The organism is Telluria sp. GW821-FHT07G12, assembly GCF_059418525.1.
On sequence record NZ_JBWKQA010000001.1, the window covers coordinates 868,051 to 890,839 of the forward strand.

Consider the following 22,789-nt stretch of genomic DNA (forward strand, 5'->3'; position numbering starts at 1 on the left):
GGCGTTTTTGCGGTTTTCACCTGCTTTGCGTCATCGTTGCGCCAGGGTCGCAGTAACGACATACCTGATCGCCATGCGCTGATCCGGCACATAGCTCATGAGCATCTCGTCGCCGAAGTCGCCGCGATTGAAATCCATCGTGACATTGCCGTCGCCTGACACGAATTTGTCCGGGGTGACCGCGATCAGGCGGATTGGTTTCTGCCGGTCGATCTGGGCGATGATGCCTTTCGATACCGTATTCACCTTCAGGTGCCATCCGTTCGATAGCGCGTAATTGCCGCGCACCGCCTCGGCCTGCTCGCTGCTGAGACGGACTGGGGCCGTCACCTGCACGGTGGCGATGGAAGCGCTGTCGGGCGGTGGATAATTTCCTGACTGGGCAAGGGCGTTCGATGCCAGCAGCAGGGTTGCGGGGATTGCCAATAGTGAGAGACGCATGATCGCTCCTTCGCGAACAACAGGTTGGCCGCAATGCTGGCGCTGCCAGTAGCGGCGAACTCAGTGTAGGACGGCGTCAGGCGGGCTCAAGGCATTTGGACGACCCATCACGAAACGGTCTTGACTGCTCCAGATCCAGACAAATAAGACATGATGCAAAAATCACGACCCGCGCTGCATTTCGTATCGCGATTCCACGAATCGTTCTGCTCAAATTAGTTTCCTCATGGAATTATAATTGCCCTCAATCAATACTTGCATGGCGGTGCGTCCCTACACTTGGTTCATCCAGTTTTTTCAACCACATCGAAAGGGACCGACCATGCGAGCACTCTCCATCTTCCTGGCAGTTACTACCCTGCTGACGACCGTAGGCAGCGCACAGGCCGCCGATGCCGGATCGACCGGACTGCGTAAGGCAAATTCCCATCAGATGGCCAGCGCGAGAGGCAGCTACGTACTCGACGATGGCCGTCGCGCCCAGCTGTTCGTAGAAGATCAGCGGCTGTACGTCCGGATCGGCCACAGCCCGCAGACAGAACTTCTGTCGGATGGCCCGAACCGCTTTGCCTCGCGCGACGGCAAGATCGTGGTCCGCTTCGACTCCGAGACCAACAACAGCAACATCGTGCTCGAGCACGCCCCCGACATCGGATCGCTGGATGCGATCCGCCTCGCCGCCAACGACCGCCCAGGCAAAGGCGGCGCCGACTGAACGGTTCTGCTCTGCAAGAGGCTCGGCAACAGCTGCTGAGCCGCAATGGCGCCAGCCTCCGGGTTGGCGCTTTGTTTTAAGGCGCGGCTTCGGCCGGCGCAGCGCTCAGACGTGCAATATCGCTCGCATACAAGCGCCCTTCGCAAGCCGACGCCAGCAGCTCGGCCGGATCGACCGTCACCCCATCCCGCTCCAGCACCAGCGCCGCCCCCGGCCTGACCTTCAGGCTGAAGCCGGCATGGCAAAGGCTGGCAATGACCCATTCGCGCAAGATGGACAGCACATATTTGCGCTGCCCTTCCGGCGACAGGAAACTCGGCCCGTCCGGCTTGAGCCGGAGCCACCATTCGTCGAGCGACTGCGCGGCCGCGGGCAGCTCGGCCAGCGCCATCTTGTCGGGCGCCATGCCGGTACCGGCGAAGCGTTCCAGGATCCTGGCGCGCAGCATTGCGTCGCCGAAGGCATCCCAGTCCAACCCGGGCCAATCACTCGCGCCGATGCGCTGGTACCACATCGCCTCGATACGCTCCTCGCCGCCGAGCAGGTCGGCGCAGTGTGCGGGACGCGGCAGGCGCTTGCCGCCGCCGGCGCCGAGGGCCGCCAGGCGTTCTTCCAGCGAGGGGTGGGTGTCGTGGGGCGATGCGGTCCGGTCGTCGGCGTGGTCGATCGCTTCCTGCACTTCGCGCCGCTTCGGGGATGCCGCGCAAAAGCGGCGGTATCCCTCGAAGACCGGCATGCGGGCAGCACAATTGAGGGCCGGGACCAGGTCATGGTGGAAGTAGGCGAACCACATGGGCTCCAGCAGATGGATCTTTTCCAGCGCGGCGCCGGCGGCGGCCGCGCCGAAATACTGTGCGCTCAGCGCGTCGGCCGAGTATTCCTGGGCGCGCGACACGGCACTGGACAGGCGCAGGAACCACTGGCCATAGCGGCGGAACGGCTGGTCGAGGAAAAACACCGAGTCGTCGAGCGCATGGACGGCGGCGCCGATGGAGTTGCGGGTCCGGTACACCCAAGGAGTCAGCAAGGTGTCGCCGCCGACGAAATGGCCGAATTCGTGCGCGATCACGGCGCCCAGTTCCGCTTCCGACAGCCAGGCGAACAGCGGCATGCCGATGCCGATGGACAGCGTCCTGACCCGGCCGGTCCAACTCCGCTCCGCCCTGATATAGGCGGTTGCCGAGGTGACCAGGTGGATTTCGTAGGGCGCCGTCACGCCCAGTTTGCCGGCCACGCCGTCGATGAAGCCGAACAGCCGCGGCGCCTCATCGCGCTGCAGGGGCGTCGGCACCACGTCCCCGGATGCGTCGTCGGCGCGCCGCGGCCGCAGCGAGTAGGCCAGCGTCAGTCCGGCGCAGGCGGCGATGAAGCCCGACAGGTCGATGTCGTCGCGGAAGTGCAGCTGCGCGAAGGGAATGCTTAGCAGCCCCGCCACCAGGCCGGCCGCAAGCAGCCAGAAGCCGAGCCAGAGCACGAGCATCAGCACGGCGCGGCTGGCCAGCGACTGGCTGTCCGGCGCCGGCTGGCGCGCCGTCACACCGGCCATTTTGCAAGCGCCTGGGTGACCACGCTGTGCAGCAGGTCGGTCTGCGCCGCACGCGCCCGCAGTTGCGCGCGCTCGGCGGCCGGCAGCGCGCTGTTGCGCGAGCGGACCAGCATGGCGGCGGCGCGCAGGCCAGGCTCGAGGTCGACATCGTCCAGGCTTACCGCCTCGCCCTGCACGAAGCGCTTGAGCGCGGCCCGGTCGCCACTATCGGTGCGCGGGTTGTCATGTTCGAGTTTCGCGACAACCGCCTTGTCGTTGGCGCGCACCGCTTCGCTGTAGAGAAGTCCCCATTGTTCGGGCCCCATCTGCAGCATCTCCCCTTGCGACAGGCTCTTCGCAAGGCGCAGCGCCTGCTCGGGATCGCTGCGCAAGGCCAGGGTCAGACGCACCAGCGTACTTTGCTGCGCGCCCTCCGCCACCGGCGCGAGTCCCGCGCGTACGCGGATGTGGTCGATGCTCGTGTCGTTTGCCAACTCGCTGGAGATGTTGTCGAGCTGCCGGCGCGCGTCGCCGCCGTTCAGTTTGACGATCATGAGATATTCGCCCAGGTGCTCGGCCTTGCTGTCGTCGTTCGGGTCCTTCAGCAGTGACGCCAAAAGGCCGGCGGCTTCGGCGCCACGCTGGCGGGCGACCAGCGCCCGCACCTGGGCATCGGCGACCTGCGCGGCGTCGCTGGGCGAGATGGCATGCAACCGGTTCCACCCTTCCACCGTGCCGGCGTAATCGCCATGGGCCATGCGGCGCCAGGTCAGGCTGCGCAGGATATGCGGTTCGTTGGCGTATCTGGCCGAGAGTTTCTCGAGCGCGTCGATGCCGGTCTTGCCGCGCATGAGACTCGCATACAGGTATTGCGCCCGCGCGGACCCGGGCTGGCGCTGCGCCATGTCCGCGTATTCCCGCATCAGCTCCTGGGCTTGGCCTGCGTTGTCGCGCACGGCCTGGTAGCGCCGGTGCAGCGTGATGTCGTCCGGATGCGCCTTCAGCGCGCGCTGCGCGACGCGGATACCTTCGGCGTTCGACACCGACTCCGCGGCGAACATGGCCATGCCTGCGGCGTCGCCTTCCCAGCCCTTCAGTTCCGCCTCGGCTTCCAGGAAGCGCGCTGCCTGTTTCATGCCGTCGTGCGCGGCCAGGTAATACATGCAGCTCATGTACCCCGGGTGTTTATCGGCCGGCGCCAGGTCGAGGTGGCTCCGCACCACCTGGTTCACATGCTTGCTCATGCTGACCGTTTGCGGCGGCGGCGTGAAGGCATCGTCGACATGCCCGATCTCGACGAAGCGCTGGCCGCAATAGACGGTCGGCTCGGGTTGAGCGGGGGGCGACGAAGGCTGCTGCTTGTAGTAAGCCACCTGCTGGTGGAACACGGGTGCGGCGCCGGCAATGTTCCACATCGTGTACGCGCTGGAGCTGGCGATTTTCTGCTGCAGGGTATCGACCACGACGCCCTTCGCAGTCGCCTTGCCCTGCACCTCGCCGGTCTTGACGGTAATCGAATCCCGGCTCATGGCCGGAATGGTGCGCTGCGTGCCATCCAGTTCGACAGTCACCGGCACGTCGAGACCATTCACGACGACGACGTCCTGGGTGCGCGATTTGATGACGCTGCCGACCGCGCCCCATCCAACCAGCGCCACCAGACCCAATGCCAGGGCCCTCGAATACAGCCAGCCGAACATGCTGGAAGGAACGCGCGCAAAGATATTCCATTTGGAAGAAAGCAGTCCGGAATCGACTTTTCTGACCAAATACGAGCGCAGCGGAATAATGGGAATAAATTGAAGGACGACAAACGCGTGCATCGCGATATAGGTGTCGTCATTATCCTTTTCCGAAGACCCGACAAAACCGAAACCGACCGTATTCAGCGTTCCCAGCGCAGGCGTGCCATTCAAGGGTTTGGCGAACAACCTGCGATGGCGGACCAGCGTATCGAGCGTTGCCTGATGCTCGGGCAGGCGCTTGAGCCATTTGGCCCAGGCCAGTGCCCGGTAGACTTTGAAAGGATCGCCGGTCTCAATCGCCCGGCGGATCTTCGGATCGGCCGCCAATGCTTCGAGTTCCGGAATACGTTGTGCGAGACCTGCTGGATCGTTCAAGGACATTTTTACCTCTTTTATAATAATAATTATCCGGCCTCAAAAAACTCTAGCATTGCGAGGCTTATTCAATCAATTCAATACGGGAATAATGTGGAATAGGCACAACGCGGAATTCCACACTTATTTCGAGAATGAATTCTCACGAATTCTATTCATGTCTGCGCTTGACTTGACGCATGGAAATAATTCTATCAAGCATTTAAAATTGTCCGCAATCAACATTTTTAAGTGTGCTCGTCCCTACACTTGGTTCATCCAGGTTTTTCAACCACATCGAAAGGGACCGACCATGCGAGCACTTTCCATCTTCCTGGCGGCTGCCGTCCTGCTGACGACGGCAAGCACGGCGCAAGCCGCTGCCGGATCGACCGAACTCAGCCGTGCAACCGCCCAGCAGATGGAACTGATCACGGGCACGTACAGGCTCAGCGACGGCCGCCATGCCGAGATCTATGTGGTGGAGGACCGGGTCTACGTCAGGATCGCGCGTGGCGTCCCCAGGGAATTGCGGCTGGCCGGACCGAACCGCTTCGCCACGCGCGATGGCAAGCTGGCCATCCAGTTCGGTCCCGATCTCGACAACGACCGCATCGTCCTCGAGCACGACCGCGGCATCCTCAGGCAGGACACGATCCGCCTCGCCGCCAGCGAGCGTCCGGGCCGCGGCGCCGCCGACTGAGCCAATGCGCTACAAAAGGGCTTAGCAAAATACCGCTGAGCCGGTATAATGCCGGCCTTCGGGTCGTTAGCTCAGTTGGTAGAGCAGCGGACTTTTAATCCGTTGGTCGCAGGTTCGAGCCCCGCACGGCCTACCACGAATTTGCAGTATCAAATCAAGGCGTTACGAGTGATCGTGACGCCTTTTTTTGTGCCTGCAATTTGACACTCCAAGAAATGAACACTATAGATTGTAGCCCTAAAGTGTTCATCGTGAGTACATCGTGTCTTTTGGCACGAGGCTACTTATGGAGTTATTGGAAAGGTTTGGTGTAGGTCTGCGTGAGGCACGCAAACGACGCGGGTTAACTCAGGAGGACTTCTCTGACGTGTCAAGCCGGACTTATCTCAGCAGCTTGGAACGCGGCCTGAAGGCTCCAACGATTTCCAAGTTGGATGAGTTAGCATCGGTGATCGGTGTCCATCCGCTGGCTTTACTTGCACTAGCGTATCTGCCATCGGATGTCGAAAAACGGAACGAAGTCTGCGCACGCATTTGCGATGACATTCAGTCGTTGATTCCATGAATGCTGCCTGGAAATCACGAAATCACTAGCGTTCCTACCAGCCCATTTGCTGCATCGAAAAGTAAGCCATGAATGAGCACGTTGCCCTCTCGCCTGCAAGGAAGAGGAAACGAGGCTTTGGCCTCACTGCGTGAACGCAATCAGCTCCATCTTCAGCTCACGCATGCCGTCCGGCGCATAGATCGCGATCGCCTGCGCCTTCAGCGCATTCTCGTAGAGCCCGTTCTTGGTCGATAGCAGAAAGTAGTAGGTGTCCGGTCGAACCGGCACCGCCGTTGGCACCTGCGGCATGTGCGTCAGCGTGATGCCGGGAAGTGCCGATACCACGATGCGCTCGATGTCGTCGGGCGATCCGATCTTGAACCTCACCGGTACGGCCGCCACCAGCTCGAGCGCCGGCATGTCCGCACTCACGGCAAGGCAGAGCTGCGTTTCCTGGGTCAGTTTCGACGCGTCGAGCACTCCCCGGTAGTGGGTGCGGCGATTGTCCTCGGCGATGAGCGGAATAATGAAGTACTTTGCCGAGATGACGGTATCGACCAAGTCGCGGATCACGGTATCGAGCTGTGCAAACGTGACGCCTGGGTCGGCGTGAACGTAGGCCGGCAGATCCGATGTTTTGTACCTGTCCGAGAATGTCATCAACCCGCCAGCAAGCGCAAGCAGCTTCTCGTACAGGTCCTCGGGATGCTGTACCCGCGAGCGCGCACAGTGCTGCAGGGATGCGTTCGCCGTGCTGATGATGTTCAGCATCCACCAGGATGTGATGTCGCCGGCATGCACCTCGAAAGTGGCTGCATTGGTCTTCCGGTGCGAGTTGTGCAGCGAGACGATCTTGGCAGATAGCGCGCTCATCAGGCCGTCGAGCAGTTGCTGGAGCGGACGGGCGGCACTGATCGCCACGCATGGCGGGACGAAGGTCGGGTCAGCCTCGAAGCCACCCCGCGGGTCGCGATGGATGCGCAGCACGGGAAAGCTGACATGGCCATCGCGCGGCTCGGCGTGGGTAATCAGTCGGAGCCGCTTCTTCAGGAATGGCACATCGATCGGAACCGCGTCGCTGAACAGGTCGGATGTTTCCGCCTCCGTTAGCGCATAACGGCCGCCCTCCTCGGCATTGGCCCCGTGCGGCCGGATGGTCGGAAGTGCCGCATAGATGGTGAAGGTGTTGATTTCCTGCGGCAGCTGGGTCAGGTCGACCGGGAGCGGCAACAGGTCCGTTGCTGGTGCATCGTAGACTGCGCCATCCTGGAAGATCAGCGACATCGCCTGCGCTTCGAGCAGGTTATGGCCGAGTGCTTCCATATTCCATTGCAGCGAGCGCGCGCCCCAGAAGTTGGGATTCAAAGCCGACGCCATGCGAAGCAGTCGCGTTTCATGGTACAGGTCCTGCCGCTGAAAATGCTGGGGCCCCAGCGTCAGTCCTTCAGACCACAAAATTTTGGCACCCATGCTCATTGCTTTCTCCTTGATCCAGGTTCGCATTGTTCAGATTCCACAAAGCATGGCCGGCTTGCGCAAGAAATTGTTGATCGGGCGCATCAAGGCTAAATTTCTTCCTTTAAATAAATCTGTTGATAGGACGCAACTTTACTGCCTACAGGAAGGCAATAATGACGCTTCTTCTGCCTCAAGACGGCTTAAAGGGAAAAGCATGCAGAGTTTCGTGCCAGGCTTGTTCGACCGTTTGGATGCCGATGACGATGGCGAAGCACCGCAGAGTCAGTTCCGAGCATCGCCTCGCAAGCTTGATGAATGGCGGGAGAGCATCACCCGCGACCTCGAAGCCCTCCTCAACACACGCTCCGCCCTGCTCCCCGATGTGCTGGACGGCCTCCCCGAGGTGAGCGCGTCCATCGTGAACTATGGCCTGATCGATTTCGCTGGCATGTGCATGACGAGCGACACGGACCAGAAACGGATTTGTAGCGCGGTCCAGAAGGCGATAGAGCGGCACGAGCCGCGGCTTCACAGGGTGATGGCAACGCTGCAGCCCAGGAAAAGGGCGATCAACCGGGTCGACTTCGTGATCACCGCCGAATTGAAGAACGCGCCGGTGGCCGAACCGATGCAGTTCAACGCCGTGTTCCAGCCATCGCTGCAGCGCTATTCGGTGCAGCGCGTACGCAGCGCTAGTTAGGCACAATCGAGGCACAAGCACCATGGATGAACTGTTTGCGCAGTACGAACGCGAGCTCGTCACGATGCGGCAGCTTTGCCGCGAATATGCCCAGCGCTATCCGAAGGTCGCGGCCAAGCTGCAGATTGGCGGCGAGGCTTGCGACGACCCGCATGTCGAGCGCCTGATCCAGTCCGTCGCCCTGCTGTGCGCCCGGGTGTCGAAGCGGCTGGACGACTCGTATCCGCAATTCACGGAGGCGTTGCTCAACCTCCTGTTCCCGCACTATCTGAGGCCGTTTCCCTCGTGCGCGATCGTGCGCTTTCTCCCGGCCGGCCGAGGTGCTGGCGGCAGTACCGGAACCGTCCCGCGCGGAACCTTGCTGGAGTCGGCGCCAGTGCGCGGCGTGAACTGCAAGTTCCAGACCGCATACGATGTCAGGCCATCCCCGGTCACGATTACCTCTGCCCGCTTCGATGAGGTCATCCGCGCGCCATCTTCGACCAGGCTGACGCCGGGCGTGACGGCATCGATCGGCATCGAGTTCGAATCCACCGCCCCGCTGATGACGTCGGCCCCGTGCAGGCTTTATCTCGACGGCGACGCTTCGTTCAGCGCGGCGCTGCGCGATGCGCTGTTCATGCGCACGGCAGCGGCATACGTCCAGGTCGGCGGAGATGGTACATGGGTGCCGCTCGCCGCGATACCGGTCGCAGCGGCCGGTTTTGCCGATGACGACGCCTTGATCCCGTTCGAAGCCCGCTCGCACCGCGCCTACCGAATCCTTGCAGAGTACTTTGCCTTCCCGGAGAAGTTCAACTTCGTCGATATCGACCTGGCCGCACTCTGCACGCGTCTGCCCGCAGAGTGCACCCGTTGCACGCTGCATCTTGGGCTGGCAGGCGTGCCGCCGGGGTCAAGCCAGGCAAGGATGCTCGCCGGCCTGTCGGCACGAAGCCTGCTCCCTGGCTGCACGCCGGTCGTCAATCTGTTCAGGCAGCCGGGCGTGCCGATCGACTACAGCCAAAAGACGGCCGAGTATTCGGTGCTGGCGCATCCCGCCCATGCGGCGGCGTACGAAGTCTATTCGGTCGACCGGGTCCACATGGTGCGCCAACAGGGGAAGGACATCGCGCCGGTCGAATTCCACCCATTCTATGCGCTGCGGCACGGCGAGTGCGATGCACGCAAGGGGCGCTACTGGATACTACGCCATGACGACACATTGGCAGCTATCAGCCCAGGTCACGAAAAGGTCATCTCGCTCGTCGACATCGACGGTACACCGCTCGCGGTCGAGCAAACAACGCTGTCGCTCGACCTCACCTGCACCAACCGGGACCTGCCCTGTCTGTTGAAAACCGGCGCGGCCGGCGGCGACCTGTCCATCCCAGGCGTCACCGAAGGCGCCGCGATCCGCTTTCTGCGCCGGCCCACGCGCCCCCATCGCCTGGCAAACGGCCGGGGCGCCCAGTGGCGCCTGATCTCGCACCTGACCCTCAACCATCACTCGCTCGCCATGGAAGGCGCTGACGGCCTGCGCGAGATGCTCGCCCTGTACGACTTCACCGGCTCGGCGGTATCGCGGCGGCAAATCGCTGGCATTGTCGGGCTGGAGCATGTGGAAGCCACTGCGTGGTTGCGGCACAAGCGCGGGGCATCCCTGGCGCATGGGACGGAGGTACGCCTGACGATCGACGAAGAAGCCTTCGTTGGCGCCGGCCTGCACCTGTTCGTGCAAGTCATCGACCAGTTCTTTGCGCTGTACGTCCAGATGAACAGTTTTATCGAGCTCGTGATCCTGTCACACCAGTCCGGAGAGGAGCTGTTCCGATGCAAACCGAGAAGCGGCAGCATGCCGCTGTCCTGACCGAGCACCTGCGCGCGGCGCCGTACCGCTACCAGTTCGTACAACTGCTGAACCTCCTGGTGCGAATGCTGCGCCAACAGGGCATCCCCTATCCTCAGGCGTTCAGCCAGGTGCTGCGCTTTCGTAACAGCCTGTCGCTGGCTTTTCCGGCCAGCGAGATCGAGGGCATGCAGGTCGAAGCGGTGGATGATGACAGCATGCCGCGCATTCACATTACGCCGGCATTCATCGGGCTACTCGGCGCAAGCGGCACCCTGCCCCTGCATGACACCGAACGGGCAGCCGCGAAGGCGAGCCTAGGCGCGGACGAAAGCTGGAAGCCATTCGTCGATCTGTTCTCCAATCGGGTCATCGGCCTGTTCTACGAGGCTTGGGGCAAGTACCGCGTCGAGCATGGCCTGGACACGCGAGGCCAGGACGATCTGCTACCGCTGTTGAGCGCATTGGGCGGTCTGCGGCCGGCCAGCTTTGGGCTGGCCAGGCCCTATGCGTCGATTCCGGCCGAAGTCGCCGGTTACTATGCAGGGCTGCTCAGGACGCGTCCAATCGCTGCCTCGAGCGTGGAGCGGGTTCTGGGCGAATATTTCGGCGTTCCTGTCCGGGTCGAGGAATTCGTCGGCGCCTGGGACCCGATACCGGAGGAGATCCGCAGCACGCTGGGTGCCACCCACCCCACCCTCGGCTTCGGCGCCGCCTTGGGCGCCCGCGCATGGCGCAACGACCTGCGGGTCCGCCTGCATATCGGCCCGCTGGACGAGGAGACGGCAAAGGCTTTCCTGCCGAATGGCCGGTCTCACGCCGCGTTGAAGGAGATGGTCCGCCTGTTCGCGGTGCCTTCGGTGCAGTACGAAGTCAGGCTTTTGCTGGGCACGCCATGCCTCAAGCCCTTGACCCTGGCAACCAGAGGGCCGGATCGCAAGCGTCTTGGCTTGAATTCCTTCCTCACCGTCAGCGCGGGAAAGGCAAGCCGGCCTGATATACGTTCCGTCCTTCGGCTGACGACCGCAAAGAGCCCGACAGCAGAACGGGATCGCTCCGCACAAGCGCCGGTAGTTCGGCGGTAGCCCAATTCGCCTACGAAGCAGCGGCGCGCACAGGATCTTGCGTACTGCCGGCGCGATACGGCTTCGGCGCCGGGATCTCGCCCTGCAGCTGTGACGCATGGATCAGCATGGGCGCGACGAATATCAGCTTGCGTTCGCGTTTCCCGGCTCCACAAGCCTGCATCCGGAAGTGCCCGCGCCGCCAATGCGGCGCCACAGTACCACCGCCCTCATGGGTGGCACTCTCCTGCAGCAGGTCATCCGGTCCAACCCGGATGCCGTTGTAGAGCGACTCGACGCGTTGGAGCAATCGGGCCCGCTTCTTGACCCCGAGTCCGGCGATGCGCCGCGTGGCTTCATCGTATTCGCGATGCTCGATGCTGCGTGCCTGTCTGAGCGCCATGTAGAGGAAGACCTTGACCACGTAGCTCACCGCTGCGTACATGGGCTTGTAGAAGGTCTCGATCGACCGTCCCTTCGCCGTGTCGAGAACCCGGTTGAGCCATTCGCCAAGAGGCTTGTCGTCGCGCTTCGTGTCACCCAACAGGGTGACCTGGCCACTAAAGCAGTCCTGGCGCTGGCTGATGAAAATGAGCTCGAGTGTCCACTGGATTCCATCCCCGTAGCGCTTCGATGGCGGCGTGAAAAAGCAGAACACGCCGTCGAACAGACGATCCGGCAAATCCGAATCTGGTGCCTTCAGGTGGCAGGCCGCCTCTGGACCGAACCTTAGATATTGCGCAGGAAAGGGAGGCGCAACCATCTTCATGGGCAGGTCCAGGTCCATGTCGGAATTGAGCAGCAGGGTCTCGAGCGCCGGCGTCGCCTCGATGATCGCACCTTTCTGCAGTTCGTACTTCAGGTTTGCGCTGATCGATATGGCCTGTACGCGCGCGTCGACCTGGGCACGTGCTTTCGCTTCCAGGTTGTCATGTTTACCTGCATGCATGGCGTTAAGCTGCTGCTGGATCTCCTGGCGGATGCTCCAGCACGTCGCCTCCGGGTCCACCCATCGCGTCCATTCCGGACCGCTGCCGAGTGCCTGCTTCCAGGCGTCGAATGCGCCCTGGTTCCGGAACTGGACCGGATACGGGCGGCCATGCAGTCTGCCGACGCGGCTCTTCTTCAAGGCCGGGCCGACCTCGATGCACTCCACGCCGGGGGCGTTCGGATGACTGCTGTTTGTAGGCCTGAGAACGATGTCCATTCCCGTAGGCGTTCCGTTGGATACGTGCTTGCGCATGCTCTTCCCCCTTGTTTTGCGCTGCTTGCTGGCAACCAAAGGAAAAATGTAGAACCCGCCCATCGATTCACATTGCGATCAATCAAGCTGAGCAAAATCAGCCTATGCACAGAAAATTGTTCGCCCTGTCGCTACATGTCAAGGCAACAGCAGAGCCCGGTTCTTGCTCATTATCAAGGCCGTTTGAAAGCACTTGGTTACCTTAGCCGATGGAAAATTTGATAGCAGTTACCATCGGAGGCAATACATGGATGGAAGCCAAGCGATCGCGGCGGGAGCTGCGCTGTCGGCGTTCAGTCTCGATGCGCAGCACGACCGCCTGATGCGCCTGGAATTCCCTCGCAACGACGGGCCGGATCGCATCCTCCTGCCGAACCGGCTCAAGGCGCGCGAGGAAGTCTCGCGCTGCTTTCGCATCGAGGTCGAACTCCTGTCGGACGACGCGCAGATTCCCCTGAAAGCGATGATGGCTAGAATGGTCACGATCTCCTTGGTGCGCGAGGACGGATCGCTGCGCTACTTCAACGGCTACGTCACCGAATTCCGTTTCCTTCGCACCGATGGTGGCTTCGCGTTCTACCACATGGTGCTCGAGCCCTGGCTGGCATTCGCGAAGCTGCGCAAGGACAACCGTTCGTTCCTCGGCAAGAGCGTCATCGAAATTACCGAACTCACCTTTGCCCAGTACCGCCAGAACGACTGGCATCCAGTCATCGTCGAGGAGTATCCCCGGCTGACCTGCGCCAACCAGTACGACGAGACCGACTACAACCACTTGCACCGGCGCTGGGAAGAGCTCGGGCTGCATTATTACTACGAGCACCGGGCCGACGGGCACACGCTCTTTCTCAGGGACAGGAGCACGCTCGCCCAGCCCATCGACCCGACCGGCATTGACGATTCCGGCGAAATCCCGTTCCGCGACAAGGCTGGCTCGCTCGAAGACGACGGCATCCGTGAATGGATTCCCATGCGCCGGCTCGGCTCCGGCCAGACAACGCTGGTCAGCTTCGACTATAAGAACCCGGTCGCGCAGCGCTCGACCGCCGAATCTCTAAATAATCAGGGCGACGTCTATCCCTACGAAATCTACGAAGACACAGGCGCGTACGGTTTCCGTACCCATGACGACGGCGAACGCCTCGCGCAGCAGCGCATGGGCGAGGTTGATGCGAACACACAAACCTTCGAAGCCCGCGGCAACGATCGCACCGCCCAGCCGGGCCGGTGCTTTAAGCTTGCCGACCACTTCAGCGCCGAGCTGCGCGTACCCAAGCGCGGCGAACCGGCCAAGCCCAGCATCCGCGACCGCGACTACCTGATCCTTTCCGTCGACCACGAAGCCAGCAATAACTACCAGGCCGGGCCGGGTGCGCCATCGAACTACGAGAACACCTTCCGCTGCATGCGCAGGGATATCCAGTGGCGCCCGGGACGGCACTACAACAGTCAGCCCTCCGTCTATCACGGCATCCAGACCGCCATCGTGGTCGGGCCGGCCGGCGCCGAGATCCATACCGATGGCTACGGGCGGGTCAAGATCCAGTTCCACTGGGACCGGCTGGGCAAGCGCGACGAGAATAGCTCGGCCTGGGTGCGCGTGATGTCGCCCGGTGCCGGCGTCGAGTTCGGGAACATCCGCCTGCCGCGCGTCGGCGAGGAAGTGGGGGTTGTCTTCGTCAACGGGAACATCGATCATCCGCTGATTCTTGGTGTGCTGTACAACTTCACGCACATGCCGCCGTGGCAGTTGCCGGAACAGCAGGCTTTGAGCGGTCTGCGCAGCCGGGAGCTGCAGGCGGGCGAAGCGAGCGGGCGTGGTAATCACTTGGTGCTGGACGACACCCCAGGCAAGATCCAGGCGCAGCTGAAGAGCGATCATCAGTGCAGCCAGCTGTCGCTTGGACACATTACCCGCATCGAGGACACCTCCGGTCGAACTGATCCTCGCGGCGAGGGATGGGAACTGGCGACTAACGCCGCAGGCGTGGCGCGTGCGAATCAAGGGATGCTCATCACTACGGAAGCGCGGCCGAACGCAGCTTCCCATATCAAGGACATGGGCGAGACGATCCAGCGGCTGTTGGCTGCTGCGGACGTGCAGGAGCAGTTGACCGGAATGGCGCAGCACTATGGCGCCCAGGAGAAGCAGGAGCCCCAGCAAGCGGATGCCGTCGAGGACCTCAAATCCCAGAACCAGGGCATCCGGGGCGGCGGCAAGGGCGAGTTTCCGGAATTGGCCGAGCCACACCTAGTCGTCGCGAGCCCGGCTGGTATCGAACTCAGCTCGGCACAATCCACCCACATCGCTAGCAGCCGCCATACCGCCATCACCAGCGGCAAAAGCCTGTCGATCGCCAGTATCGACGGTCTGTTTGCGAGCGTCGGTAAGACCTTCCGACTGTTCGTGCATAAAGCCGGGATGAAGCTGATCGCCGCCGGCGGCAAGGTGTCTGTGCAAGCGCAAGAGGACGACGTGGAAATCATCGCGAACAAGGTGCTTGCGCTCTTGAGCGAGTCCGACTGGGTGACGATCAGGGGCAAGAAAGGGGTGAGACTGCAGGGCGCCAATCACATGGTTGAGATTAGCGATCAAACGCAGTTCTTCACTTCATCGCCTGTGCTCTTTCACGGCAACTTAGAAACCCTGCCTGCCAAGAGCGTTTCGCAAGCTTTCAACGAGAAACCGACCGGTTATCACTTCGACCAAGAAGTCAATTTTCTCGAAGTGGATGGAAAGCCATCAAGGGACGTTGCATACGAGCTTGTTCGAGATGATGGTACGGTGATGAATGCTAAAACAGGTGCTGACGGCAGTACAGGGATACAAAAAGGAACAGGCCTCGATGACTATACGATTCGGTGGAAAGGTGAACTCCCATGAGCGATAAAAGCAACCTTAACAAGCGCGGTAACTATCAAGGGCAGTTCACTCAGGGCGTCGGTGGCTGGGCTGAATACACGGTCAACATGACTGAAATCGGAGACACCGTCCGCCATGACGTTATCACACCTCCAGGGAAGGTAATTCCAGTCATCTTTTTGCCAGGCGTAATGGGAAGCAATCTACGCATGAGCAAGGAACGCCAAAACAACAAAGAATTGAAAAGCATTGATAACCGTGCCTGGCGGCCGGATGACCTTCTTTCTGGATCGGGTCAACTAGATGTTCTAGCCGGTAACGGGCTAGGCAACTGGTTCAAAAACGCAACACCAGCGCAGCGCCAACTCGTTTTTGACCCAAACGAAACAGAGGTCGAATACTACCATTACACGGAAAGCAAAAACCGCTTCGATCCCGACGGAAAAGAAACGCTTGCCGCTGACGCTCGACATCAAAACGTACCAGATAGCTTACCTCCAATTCCCCCGTTGATGGGAAGTCAGCAGGCCGTCAGCGACACTAAACGCGTAAAAAGTTCTAAAGCGATTCCCGCACAAATCGCCCGCTGGAGAGGTTGGAGCGAAGTGCTGTTCGCCGGCTCGTATGGGGAAATGTTGAAAATAGCCGAGCATTTCCTTAACAATATGATCATGCCGGTACAACTCAACCCATGCTGGCAGAAAAACCCAACGAGTCCGAACACTCTACTACCTATAAAAAGATCAGATTGGAAATATGGAAATATTTCCGAACTACTCCTAGGCGACCCAAAACACCTTGGTGCCGGCAAGGGCGCCGCGATTAATGAAAACGATATCAAGAAAATATCGAAATGCTGGTATCCTGTTCACGCGATGGGCTACAATTTTTTGCAAAGCAATGGTAAATCTGCAACTGTAATCGCTAAGCGAATTCGGGGGTTAGTTAAGGGTTACCAAGAGCGCGGCTTTAAATGCGACGAAGTGATCATTGTAACCCACAGTATGGGCGGCCTTGTCGCCCGCGCACTGCTTCATCCAGACTACGGAAATATGCTCAACGACCAGAGCGTCAAAGTATTAGGCATATACCATAATGTAATGCCCACGATGGGAGCTGGAAGTGCATATAAGCGGATGCGATTTGGCTTTCAGGATAAACTCGGAAAATTAGAACAAATCAAAGCCAAAATCATCGCCATTAACGGTGAGAACGCGACCGCGATCCTTGCCAACACGCCCGCGCCCTTGGAATTACTGCCCGGCACCGCATACGGAAAGGACTGGCTGAAGGTAATAGACGAATCAGGCAAAACACTCTGGAGTTGGCCGCGCAATGATGAGACGGCACTCGAAAGTATTTATCTGCAATCCGAAGACGTTTGGTGGCGCCTAATCAATCCCAAATGGGTTAATCCTGCCAATGTCAAAAAGAAAAATGGTGGCGGCTTAGAAAACGTCAGGACGCGCTTAAGGGATGCAGCAGACTTTCTTCAGTCCGTCGAAAACACCTTTCATCCAAAAAATTGCTACGCAAGTTTCTGCGCCTCTCTTGAGCGCGTAACATACGGCGAAGTTGTCTTCAAGACCCAGAATTTCTTATGGCAGACTGGAAAAACTGGCACGGCACTGCCCTCGCCCGAGACATGGAAACTATTAGCTGAAGATGGCGGAGGTGAGCTTAAAGTCCAGGCAGGGGAGAAAAAACTATTTCTGTTATTACAGCATCCTAACGCGCCCGGTGATGAGACCGTTCCTGCGGAACGTTCTGCGCGGTTAATCAAAGGCAATCTGTTCGTGCATGGTGGAACAAAAGGCGAAAGCTACGAGCACCAAGCGAGCTATTCGGACCCGAAAGTTCTGGCATCCATGCTGTATTCAATCGTCCAAATAGCCAAGGCAGCGAAATGGGATTAAGGCACCACTATGTCATCAAAACACGTAAAGTATTGGGTAGCTTTAATATTTTTAGTTTTATTACAAGCCTGCTCGCCCAACTATTCAAATAAGGAGACAGCCGTGCCTGAACCTATACAACTGAGCCCCCGCTTGAGCAAGCTGTTCTCGAAAACTAAGCTCGTCTGCTTCGGTCGCTATGCTTTGGAGGTTCCCCAAGAAGCGCAACTCGTATGGGGAAGCGCTTCTTTTCCGTCTAAGGTCGAGGTGTTCCCCGGCGGCTTAGATACAAGCAAGCAACGGATCGAGGATGACATTGCAAAGTTAAAAGAGGACAATAAAACTGTAGAGATTAAATATAACCAAGCAGGTCCGGTCGAAAACAGCTGGCAAATCCGGTACTACCCTAGCAAAAATGCAAAATCTGAAGGTCTCTATATCTTTGATACCTATATCAACAAAGGGGATCCGACGTTCGTTCTCGGCGGCGCGATTGAAGACAATGAAACCGAAGATGCAACGGCATCTAGGGAGGCAGTGCGAGCAAAGAGCTTACGCCTGCGCATGCCAGATGAAGTCCCTACAGAAGCGGGTTATTGCATCGAGCATGGTTTTATGGCCAGTTCCTTTTATGGTGACCAAGAGATGGTCAGTGTGGGAATAGTCATCCCAAGCTTTCCAGATGTAAGCTTCTCAGTGAGCTCGAATAAAGACGCGTATGGCGACTATGCCCCTGAAGAGTTCGAAAAAATCCAACGACCTAAACTTTCTCTGCTCGCTCGCATCAAGGAGGCGCAAGATGATCAGGGCATTCACTATCCCAGTCGCACGGTCCTGCGTGAAGGAAAGCGCAACGTTCAACACTGGCATGGCGAGGAATCACTCATTAAGCGCAAGGATGGCACGCACGACTTTGAATGGGCTCTCGTTGGAACCCCGAAGGACATTGCCAATCCTTCTGATTTCAGCGCCCAGATGTTCACAAAGGTCGAACATAATACTGTCGGAGCCGCTAAATTAGCATCACTTAGCGATAACGAAGCAGTCGCGCTATGGGACAAGCTTCTCTCCGGCCTGAAGTTCCGTGTCAAGGTGCCGAGAGCTCCGGAAGGTTCGTATTTCATGCCAGGTAAAGCCGACGCTGCAATTGCAGGCCAGTGAAGTTCAATCACGATCTCGACAAGAACGAACAGGACGAACAGGACGAACAATGAAGCATCAAGGACGCGGCGTAATCCGCCTGAATGACAAGACCAATCACGGTGGCCAGGTCATCAGTGCATCTTCCGGCACAACCGTAATGGGCTTAGTCGCAGCACTTCAAGATGACATGACACAGTGCCCGAAGTGCAAGGGTAAATTTGCGATCAAGCCTGATGGCGCAGGCGCACGACACGAAGGCAAGGCGTATGCTTATGATGGCGACGTGACCGAATGTGGAGCAAAATTGATAACGTCGTTGTGAGTTAACCGCTAATTGGCTGGCTCTCTCACCACCTCAAAGTATGAGTTTCCTGAAGTTATGGACACAATGGAGACACTATGACAGACCGCCCTATTTCAAAGGTAGCTGCTGGGGTCGCGGTTGGAACGATGGCCTATCTCGTTCTCGCAGTCTTCGCGTTTGCTGTGCGCTCTCCTGCACTAAATTTGGTTCTGCTGCCCGGTTACTTCCTGTTGATCGCGCCAGCACCACTCCTTGCCGTGGTAGGGTTGAGTGCTGGAGGCTGGCTCATAGCAGAGCCAAACACGGCTGGATTCGTGCTGTTGATCGCCCTGTATACAATTGGATCATATTTCCTGGCAGCTTCCATCGAACGACGCTTGCGGGAGCGCTCGTGTGCTAAAGCACAGTCACAAACCCCGCAAGGATAATCGCAAACAGACGGCGGACACACACTGCGCGACAACTACTGAGCCATGGCTGTCGTTAGTAGCGTGTCGCCGGATGCCCCACTTTCGTGCATGCGCGATTAAGAGGGTCGATAACTGTCCCGCCACAGCCATGTGCCGTACTTGTGACGTGACTCCCGATAAGTTACCATCCCTCCCCTTTGGTGTGACTGGTTATCGCATCTGGCAAGCGTTGCAAGTCACTGATTAATAAAGGTTGTCCGTGCCGACCCGGCGACTTTTAATCCGTTGGTCGCAGGTTCGAGCCCCGCACGGCCTACCAGTATTACCAGGAAGCCCACGCATTTCGGTGCGTGGGCTTTTTGCTTTTCAGGGCCATCGTAGAAAACGCCCTCTTCAACGCTGCGCCAGCCTCGTCGTGATGACGACAAGCTGCGCCGTACGCGAAGCCGGCACATAGCTCATCAACATTTCATCGCCCTGCCTGCCGCGGTTGAACTCCATTGCCACATTGCCGTCGCGTGTGGCATACCTGTCACGCGACAGCGCGACGAGCCGGATCGCGGGCTGCTTGTCGATCTGCGCGACGATGCCGTCGGCGGACGGGTCCACTTTCAGGCGCCAGCCGTTCGACATGGCATAGCCGCCGCTGATCGCCTCCGCCTCGTAGTCCCGGAACGTGAAGGCCGGGCTCGGGGCGACCACCTCCACCGTGGAAATCGATTCGGGTGTGGTCAGTGGGTAGTCCTGTGTCTGCGCCTGGGTTTGCGCTTGTGTCTGCGCACCCGCGCTGGAAATCAGCAGCAGCATGGATGCGGGAAGAATCAGTACTCGAGAACGCATGATCGCTCCTTGAAAACAAGATGACTGGTAAGTCCAGTCTAGGGCGAGGCCCCCGTGCCGCAAGCCATACAGGCCTGGCATCACGAAACCGTCTCACCCCGATGGAGTCTAGATCGATGCGAAATGAAGCAGATCCGCGGCGAGCCGCAGATTTCCGTATCACGAGCCGCCCGCCAGGTGGCCGCCCTCGCCCTCCCAGTTCTCGACCTCGTAGGGCACGTCCTGGCCCGGTGGACGGTAGGTGCCGCTCTTGGTCACGGCATTGTCGATTTCCTGCGGCGTGAGCAGGACCGTGGTCTTGCAGGTGGTGACGCCGGCGGCATTCACCCTGAGGGCCAGCGCCGCGGCGCTGGTGTTGTCGGGAAGCTCGCCGATGATGACGACGTCGCGGTCGCCGAACACGAAATAAAACGCTTCGACCTTCCCGCCGAGCGAGCCGAACAACTCGTCGACGGCCTCGCGCCGCCGCGTGCCGCCTTCCTTCATCAGCCCGTTGATGCCTTTGCTGAGATAGCTTGCTTCCACCAGATACTTGGCCATGTCAGTCCCCCGTCCGGATGTCCTGGTATTGGACCCTGGCGCGCGCGCGGCGGTTCAACGGCGGGGCATAGACAATTTTTCCAGGCTGCAGGCGCAGTCCTCGCCGGCAGCCAAGCTGCATCTCGGCTTCTGAACCTCTCACCATAGGGCGCATCCAAGGGGTATCGACATGTTCCCCCAGGAGCGATCATGCGAATTCTTGTGTGTACCCTTACCCTGGTGCTGGGCTGTGCGGGCTGCGCCAGCGGCGACTATCCGCGCCGGCCTACGGCCCAGGAAATCGCCAACGCCGAAGGCCTCTACGGCCTGCAGGACGGCTACCGCGCCCACCTCTTCGGTCTCGACGACAAGCTCTATGTCCGGATCGGCGCCGGCCCGCAGAAAGAACTGCAGCTGGTCGGACCGCGCCACTTCGCGTCGCCGGACGGCGACGTCTCGATCCGCTTCCAGCCCGAGCGCGAGCGCGACGACGCCGAGCGCATCGCGGTCGAGTACATGCGTGCGCCCGGCGGGCATCCGCCGGTGATGTTCTCGACCGGGCCGAGGCCGGGGCGCGGCTGGCTGGATTAGCCGGTCAGCGCTTCAGCTGCGACAGATCGCGCACCGCACCGCGGTCCGCCGAGGTCGTCAGCGCTGCATACGCCTGCAGCGCCTGCGACACCACGCGCTCGCGGCCGGCCGGTTTCCAGGCGTCGGCGCCGCGCGCTTCCATTTTCGCGCGGCGGTGCGCCAGTTCCTCGGTCGTGACGCGCAAGTCGATGGTGCGGCCCGGGATATCGATGTCGATCAGGTCGCCCTCTTCCACCAGGCCGATCGCGCCGCCTTCCGCCGCTTCCGGGGAGGCGTGGCCGATCACCAGGCCGGACGAGCCTCCCGAGAAGCGCCCGTCGGTGAACAGCGCGCAGGCTTTGCCCAGGCCCTTCGATTTGATGTACGAGGTCGGGTACAGCATCTCCTGCATGCCGGGGCCGCCTTTCGGGCCTTCGTAGCGGATGATGACGACGTCGCCGGCCTGCACGCTGTCGCCGAGGATGGCGTCGACCGCCGCGTCCTGGCTCTCGAACACGCGCGCCTTGCCGGAGAATTTGAGGATGCTTTCATCGACGCCGGCCGTCTTCACGATGCAGCCCTTTTCCGCGATGTTCCCATACAGGACCGCCAGGCCGCCGTCCTTCGAATAGGCGTGGGCCAGGTCGCGGATGCAGCCGGCGGCGCGGTCGATGTCGTTGTCGTCGAAGCGCTCGGCCTGCGAGAACGCGACCTGGGTCGGCACGCCGCCCGGCGCGGCGCGGAACAGCTGGTGCACGGCCGGGTCGTCGCTGCGGCGGATATCGTATTTCTCGATCGCCTCGGCCAGGCTGGCGCTGTGCACGCTCGGCACCGAGGTGTCGAGCAGGCCCGCGCGCGCCAGTTCGCCAAGGATGGCGACGATGCCGCCGGCGCGGTGCACGTCCTCGATGTGGTACTTGTCCGTCATCGGCGCCACCTTGCACAGGCAGGGCACCTTGCGCGAGATGCGGTCGATGTCGGCCATCGTGAATTCGACGCCGGCCTCGTGGGCCGCGGCCAGCAGGTGCAGCACGGTATTGGTCGAGCCGCCCATGGCGACGTCCAGCGTCATCGCGTTCTCGAAGGCGGTCTTGGTGGCGATGCTACGCGGCAGGACCGAATAGTCGTCGCCTTCGTAGTGGCGCTTGGCCAGGTCGACGATCAGGCGGCCCGCGCGCAGGAACAGTTCCTTGCGGTCGGCGTGGGTGGCGACGATGGTGCCATTGCCCGGCAGCGACAGACCCAGCGCCTCGGTCAGGCAGTTCATCGAATTGGCGGTAAACATGCCCGAGCAGGAGCCGCAGGTCGGGCAGGCCGAGCGTTCGATTTCGGCCACGTCGGCATCCGACACGGTGCTGTCGCCGGCCTTGATCATGGCGTCCACCAGGTCGAGCTTGATGATCTTCCTGTCGTTGTTGACGGTCTTGATGACCTTGCCAGCCTCCATCGGCCCGCCCGACACGAACACCACCGGAATGTTCAGGCGCATCGCGGCCATCAGCATGCCGGGCGTGATCTTGTCGCAGTTCGAGATGCAGACCATGGCGTCAGCGCAGTGGGCGTTGACCATGTACTCGACGGAATCGGCAATCAGATCGCGCGAAGGCAGCGAGTACAGCATGCCGCCGTGGCCCATGGCGATGCCGTCGTCGACGGCGATGGTATTGAATTCCTTGGCGACGCCGCCGGCCGCCTCGATCTCGCGCGCGACCAGCTGGCCGAGGTCCTTCAAGTGCACGTGGCCGGGCACGAACTGCGTGAACGAGTTCACCACGGCGACGATCGGCTTTTCGAAGTCGCCATCCTTCATGCCGGTTGCCCGCCACAGGGCACGGGCGCCCGCCATGTTACGGCCCTGGGTGGTGGTACGTGAACGGTAAGTCGGCATGATGTCTCCTCGAACGGCTATTTGCGAGGCATCA

20 protein-coding genes and 1 tRNA gene are annotated in these 22,789 nt (G+C 60.3%); 13 read left to right on the forward strand and 8 right to left on the reverse strand.

The window, feature by feature from the left end:
* Nucleotides 1-30 precede the first annotated feature (30 nt).
* The gene (locus tag AC07PE_RS04200) at nt 31-441 is read right to left on the reverse strand and encodes a hypothetical protein (protein ID WP_498761879.1); all 411 of its coding nucleotides are present in this window, start codon (nt 439-441) and stop codon (nt 31-33) included.
* Nucleotides 442-763: 322 nt separating this feature from the next.
* Between AC07PE_RS04200 and AC07PE_RS04205 the strand changes: the two genes are divergently transcribed.
* Nucleotides 764-1,156: a hypothetical protein gene (locus AC07PE_RS04205; protein ID WP_498761881.1), complete on the forward strand. Its 393-nt coding sequence runs from the start codon at nt 764-766 to the stop codon at nt 1,154-1,156.
* A 76-nt stretch (nt 1,157-1,232) separates the two neighbouring features.
* Here AC07PE_RS04205 and AC07PE_RS04210 read toward each other — a convergent pair whose 3' ends face one another.
* Together AC07PE_RS04210 and AC07PE_RS04215 are read right to left on the reverse strand one after the other, a co-directional pair.
* Complete coding sequence (locus AC07PE_RS04210) at nt 1,233-2,702, reverse strand: M48 family metallopeptidase (RefSeq protein WP_498761883.1); 1,470 nt, start codon at nt 2,700-2,702, stop codon at nt 1,233-1,235.
* Nucleotides 2,690-4,381, reverse strand: coding sequence for a tetratricopeptide repeat protein (locus AC07PE_RS04215; RefSeq protein WP_498761885.1), 1,692 nt, complete (start codon nt 4,379-4,381; stop codon nt 2,690-2,692). The genes AC07PE_RS04210 and AC07PE_RS04215 overlap by 13 nt, the downstream gene beginning before the upstream one ends.
* A gap of 99 nt (nt 4,382-4,480) precedes the next feature.
* Between AC07PE_RS04215 and AC07PE_RS04220 the strand changes: the two genes are divergently transcribed.
* The 4 genes from AC07PE_RS04220 (at nt 4,481) to AC07PE_RS04235 (ending at nt 6,048) form a co-directional block, all read left to right on the forward strand.
* Nucleotides 4,481-4,903: a hypothetical protein gene (locus AC07PE_RS04220; protein ID WP_498761887.1), complete on the forward strand. Its 423-nt coding sequence runs from the start codon at nt 4,481-4,483 to the stop codon at nt 4,901-4,903.
* Nucleotides 4,904-5,093: 190 nt separating this feature from the next.
* On the forward strand, nt 5,094-5,483 hold the full coding sequence (locus AC07PE_RS04225; RefSeq protein ID WP_498761888.1) for a hypothetical protein: 390 nt from the start codon (nt 5,094-5,096) through the stop codon (nt 5,481-5,483).
* A 60-nt stretch (nt 5,484-5,543) separates the two neighbouring features.
* Nucleotides 5,544-5,619, forward strand: a tRNA-Lys gene (locus tag AC07PE_RS04230).
* Nucleotides 5,620-5,769: 150 nt separating this feature from the next.
* Nucleotides 5,770-6,048 carry a helix-turn-helix domain-containing protein gene (locus tag AC07PE_RS04235; protein WP_498761890.1) on the forward strand — a complete coding sequence of 93 codons (279 nt, stop codon included), beginning with the start codon at nt 5,770-5,772 and terminating at the stop codon, nt 6,046-6,048.
* Nucleotides 6,049-6,171: 123 nt separating this feature from the next.
* Here the strand turns inward: AC07PE_RS04235 and tssK are convergent, their stop codons facing one another.
* Nucleotides 6,172-7,506, reverse strand: coding sequence for a type VI secretion system baseplate subunit TssK (gene tssK / locus AC07PE_RS04240; protein ID WP_498761892.1), 1,335 nt, complete (start codon nt 7,504-7,506; stop codon nt 6,172-6,174).
* Here tssK and tssE point away from each other — a divergent pair.
* The 3 genes from tssE to tssG are packed head-to-tail and all read left to right on the forward strand — an operon-like array spanning nt 7,499 to nt 11,101.
* The gene (gene tssE, locus AC07PE_RS04245; protein ID WP_498761894.1) at nt 7,499-8,188 is read left to right on the forward strand and encodes a type VI secretion system baseplate subunit TssE; all 690 of its coding nucleotides are present in this window, start codon (nt 7,499-7,501) and stop codon (nt 8,186-8,188) included. The genes tssK and tssE overlap by 8 nt on opposite strands.
* Nucleotides 8,189-8,210: 22 nt before the next feature.
* Entirely contained in the window at nt 8,211-10,037 is a 1,827-nt protein-coding gene (gene tssF, locus AC07PE_RS04250; RefSeq protein ID WP_498761895.1) for a type VI secretion system baseplate subunit TssF, read from the forward strand.
* Nucleotides 10,001-11,101, forward strand: coding sequence for a type VI secretion system baseplate subunit TssG (tssG, locus tag AC07PE_RS04255; RefSeq protein ID WP_498761897.1), 1,101 nt, complete (start codon nt 10,001-10,003; stop codon nt 11,099-11,101). Before tssF ends, tssG begins: the two co-directional genes overlap by 37 nt.
* A 10-nt stretch (nt 11,102-11,111) precedes the next feature.
* On the opposite strand, the gene AC07PE_RS04260 is transcribed toward tssG, so the two are convergent.
* The gene (locus AC07PE_RS04260; RefSeq protein ID WP_498761898.1) at nt 11,112-12,323 is read right to left on the reverse strand and encodes an AcrVA2 family anti-CRISPR protein; all 1,212 of its coding nucleotides are present in this window, start codon (nt 12,321-12,323) and stop codon (nt 11,112-11,114) included.
* Nucleotides 12,324-12,570: 247 nt separating this feature from the next.
* Here AC07PE_RS04260 and AC07PE_RS04265 point away from each other — a divergent pair, with 247 nt between their 5' ends.
* From AC07PE_RS04265 to AC07PE_RS04280, 4 genes are all read left to right on the forward strand, one after another.
* Nucleotides 12,571-15,207 carry a type VI secretion system Vgr family protein gene (locus AC07PE_RS04265; RefSeq protein ID WP_498761900.1) on the forward strand — a complete coding sequence of 879 codons (2,637 nt, stop codon included), beginning with the start codon at nt 12,571-12,573 and terminating at the stop codon, nt 15,205-15,207.
* Nucleotides 15,204-17,102, forward strand: a complete 1,899-nt coding sequence (locus AC07PE_RS04270) for an esterase/lipase family protein (protein WP_498761902.1) — start codon at nt 15,204-15,206, stop codon at nt 17,100-17,102. Before AC07PE_RS04265 ends, AC07PE_RS04270 begins: the two co-directional genes overlap by 4 nt.
* Nucleotides 17,103-17,234: 132 nt before the next feature.
* Nucleotides 17,235-18,242 (forward strand): T6SS immunity protein Tli4 family protein, encoded by a 1,008-nt coding sequence (locus AC07PE_RS04275; protein ID WP_498761904.1) that lies wholly within the window; start codon nt 17,235-17,237, stop codon nt 18,240-18,242.
* 49 nt (nt 18,243-18,291) lie between these two features.
* Nucleotides 18,292-18,546 carry a PAAR domain-containing protein gene (locus AC07PE_RS04280; protein WP_498761905.1) on the forward strand — a complete coding sequence of 85 codons (255 nt, stop codon included), beginning with the start codon at nt 18,292-18,294 and terminating at the stop codon, nt 18,544-18,546.
* 785 nt (nt 18,547-19,331) lie between these two features.
* Here AC07PE_RS04280 and AC07PE_RS04285 read toward each other — a convergent pair.
* On the reverse strand, nt 19,332-19,778 hold the full coding sequence (locus tag AC07PE_RS04285; RefSeq protein ID WP_498761907.1) for a hypothetical protein: 447 nt from the start codon (nt 19,776-19,778) through the stop codon (nt 19,332-19,334).
* A gap of 159 nt (nt 19,779-19,937) precedes the next feature.
* On the reverse strand, nt 19,938-20,318 hold the full coding sequence (locus AC07PE_RS04290) for a GYD domain-containing protein (protein WP_498761909.1): 381 nt from the start codon (nt 20,316-20,318) through the stop codon (nt 19,938-19,940).
* A gap of 189 nt (nt 20,319-20,507) precedes the next feature.
* Here AC07PE_RS04290 and AC07PE_RS04295 point away from each other — a divergent pair, with 189 nt between their 5' ends.
* A complete protein-coding gene (locus tag AC07PE_RS04295; protein ID WP_498761910.1) occupies nt 20,508-20,888 on the forward strand; it encodes a hypothetical protein in 381 nt (126 codons plus the stop codon).
* Nucleotides 20,889-20,892: 4 nt separating this feature from the next.
* On the opposite strand, the gene ilvD is transcribed toward AC07PE_RS04295, so the two are convergent.
* Nucleotides 20,893-22,755, reverse strand: coding sequence for a dihydroxy-acid dehydratase (gene ilvD, locus AC07PE_RS04300; RefSeq protein ID WP_498761912.1), 1,863 nt, complete (start codon nt 22,753-22,755; stop codon nt 20,893-20,895).
* Nucleotides 22,756-22,789: the final 34 nt, after the last annotated feature.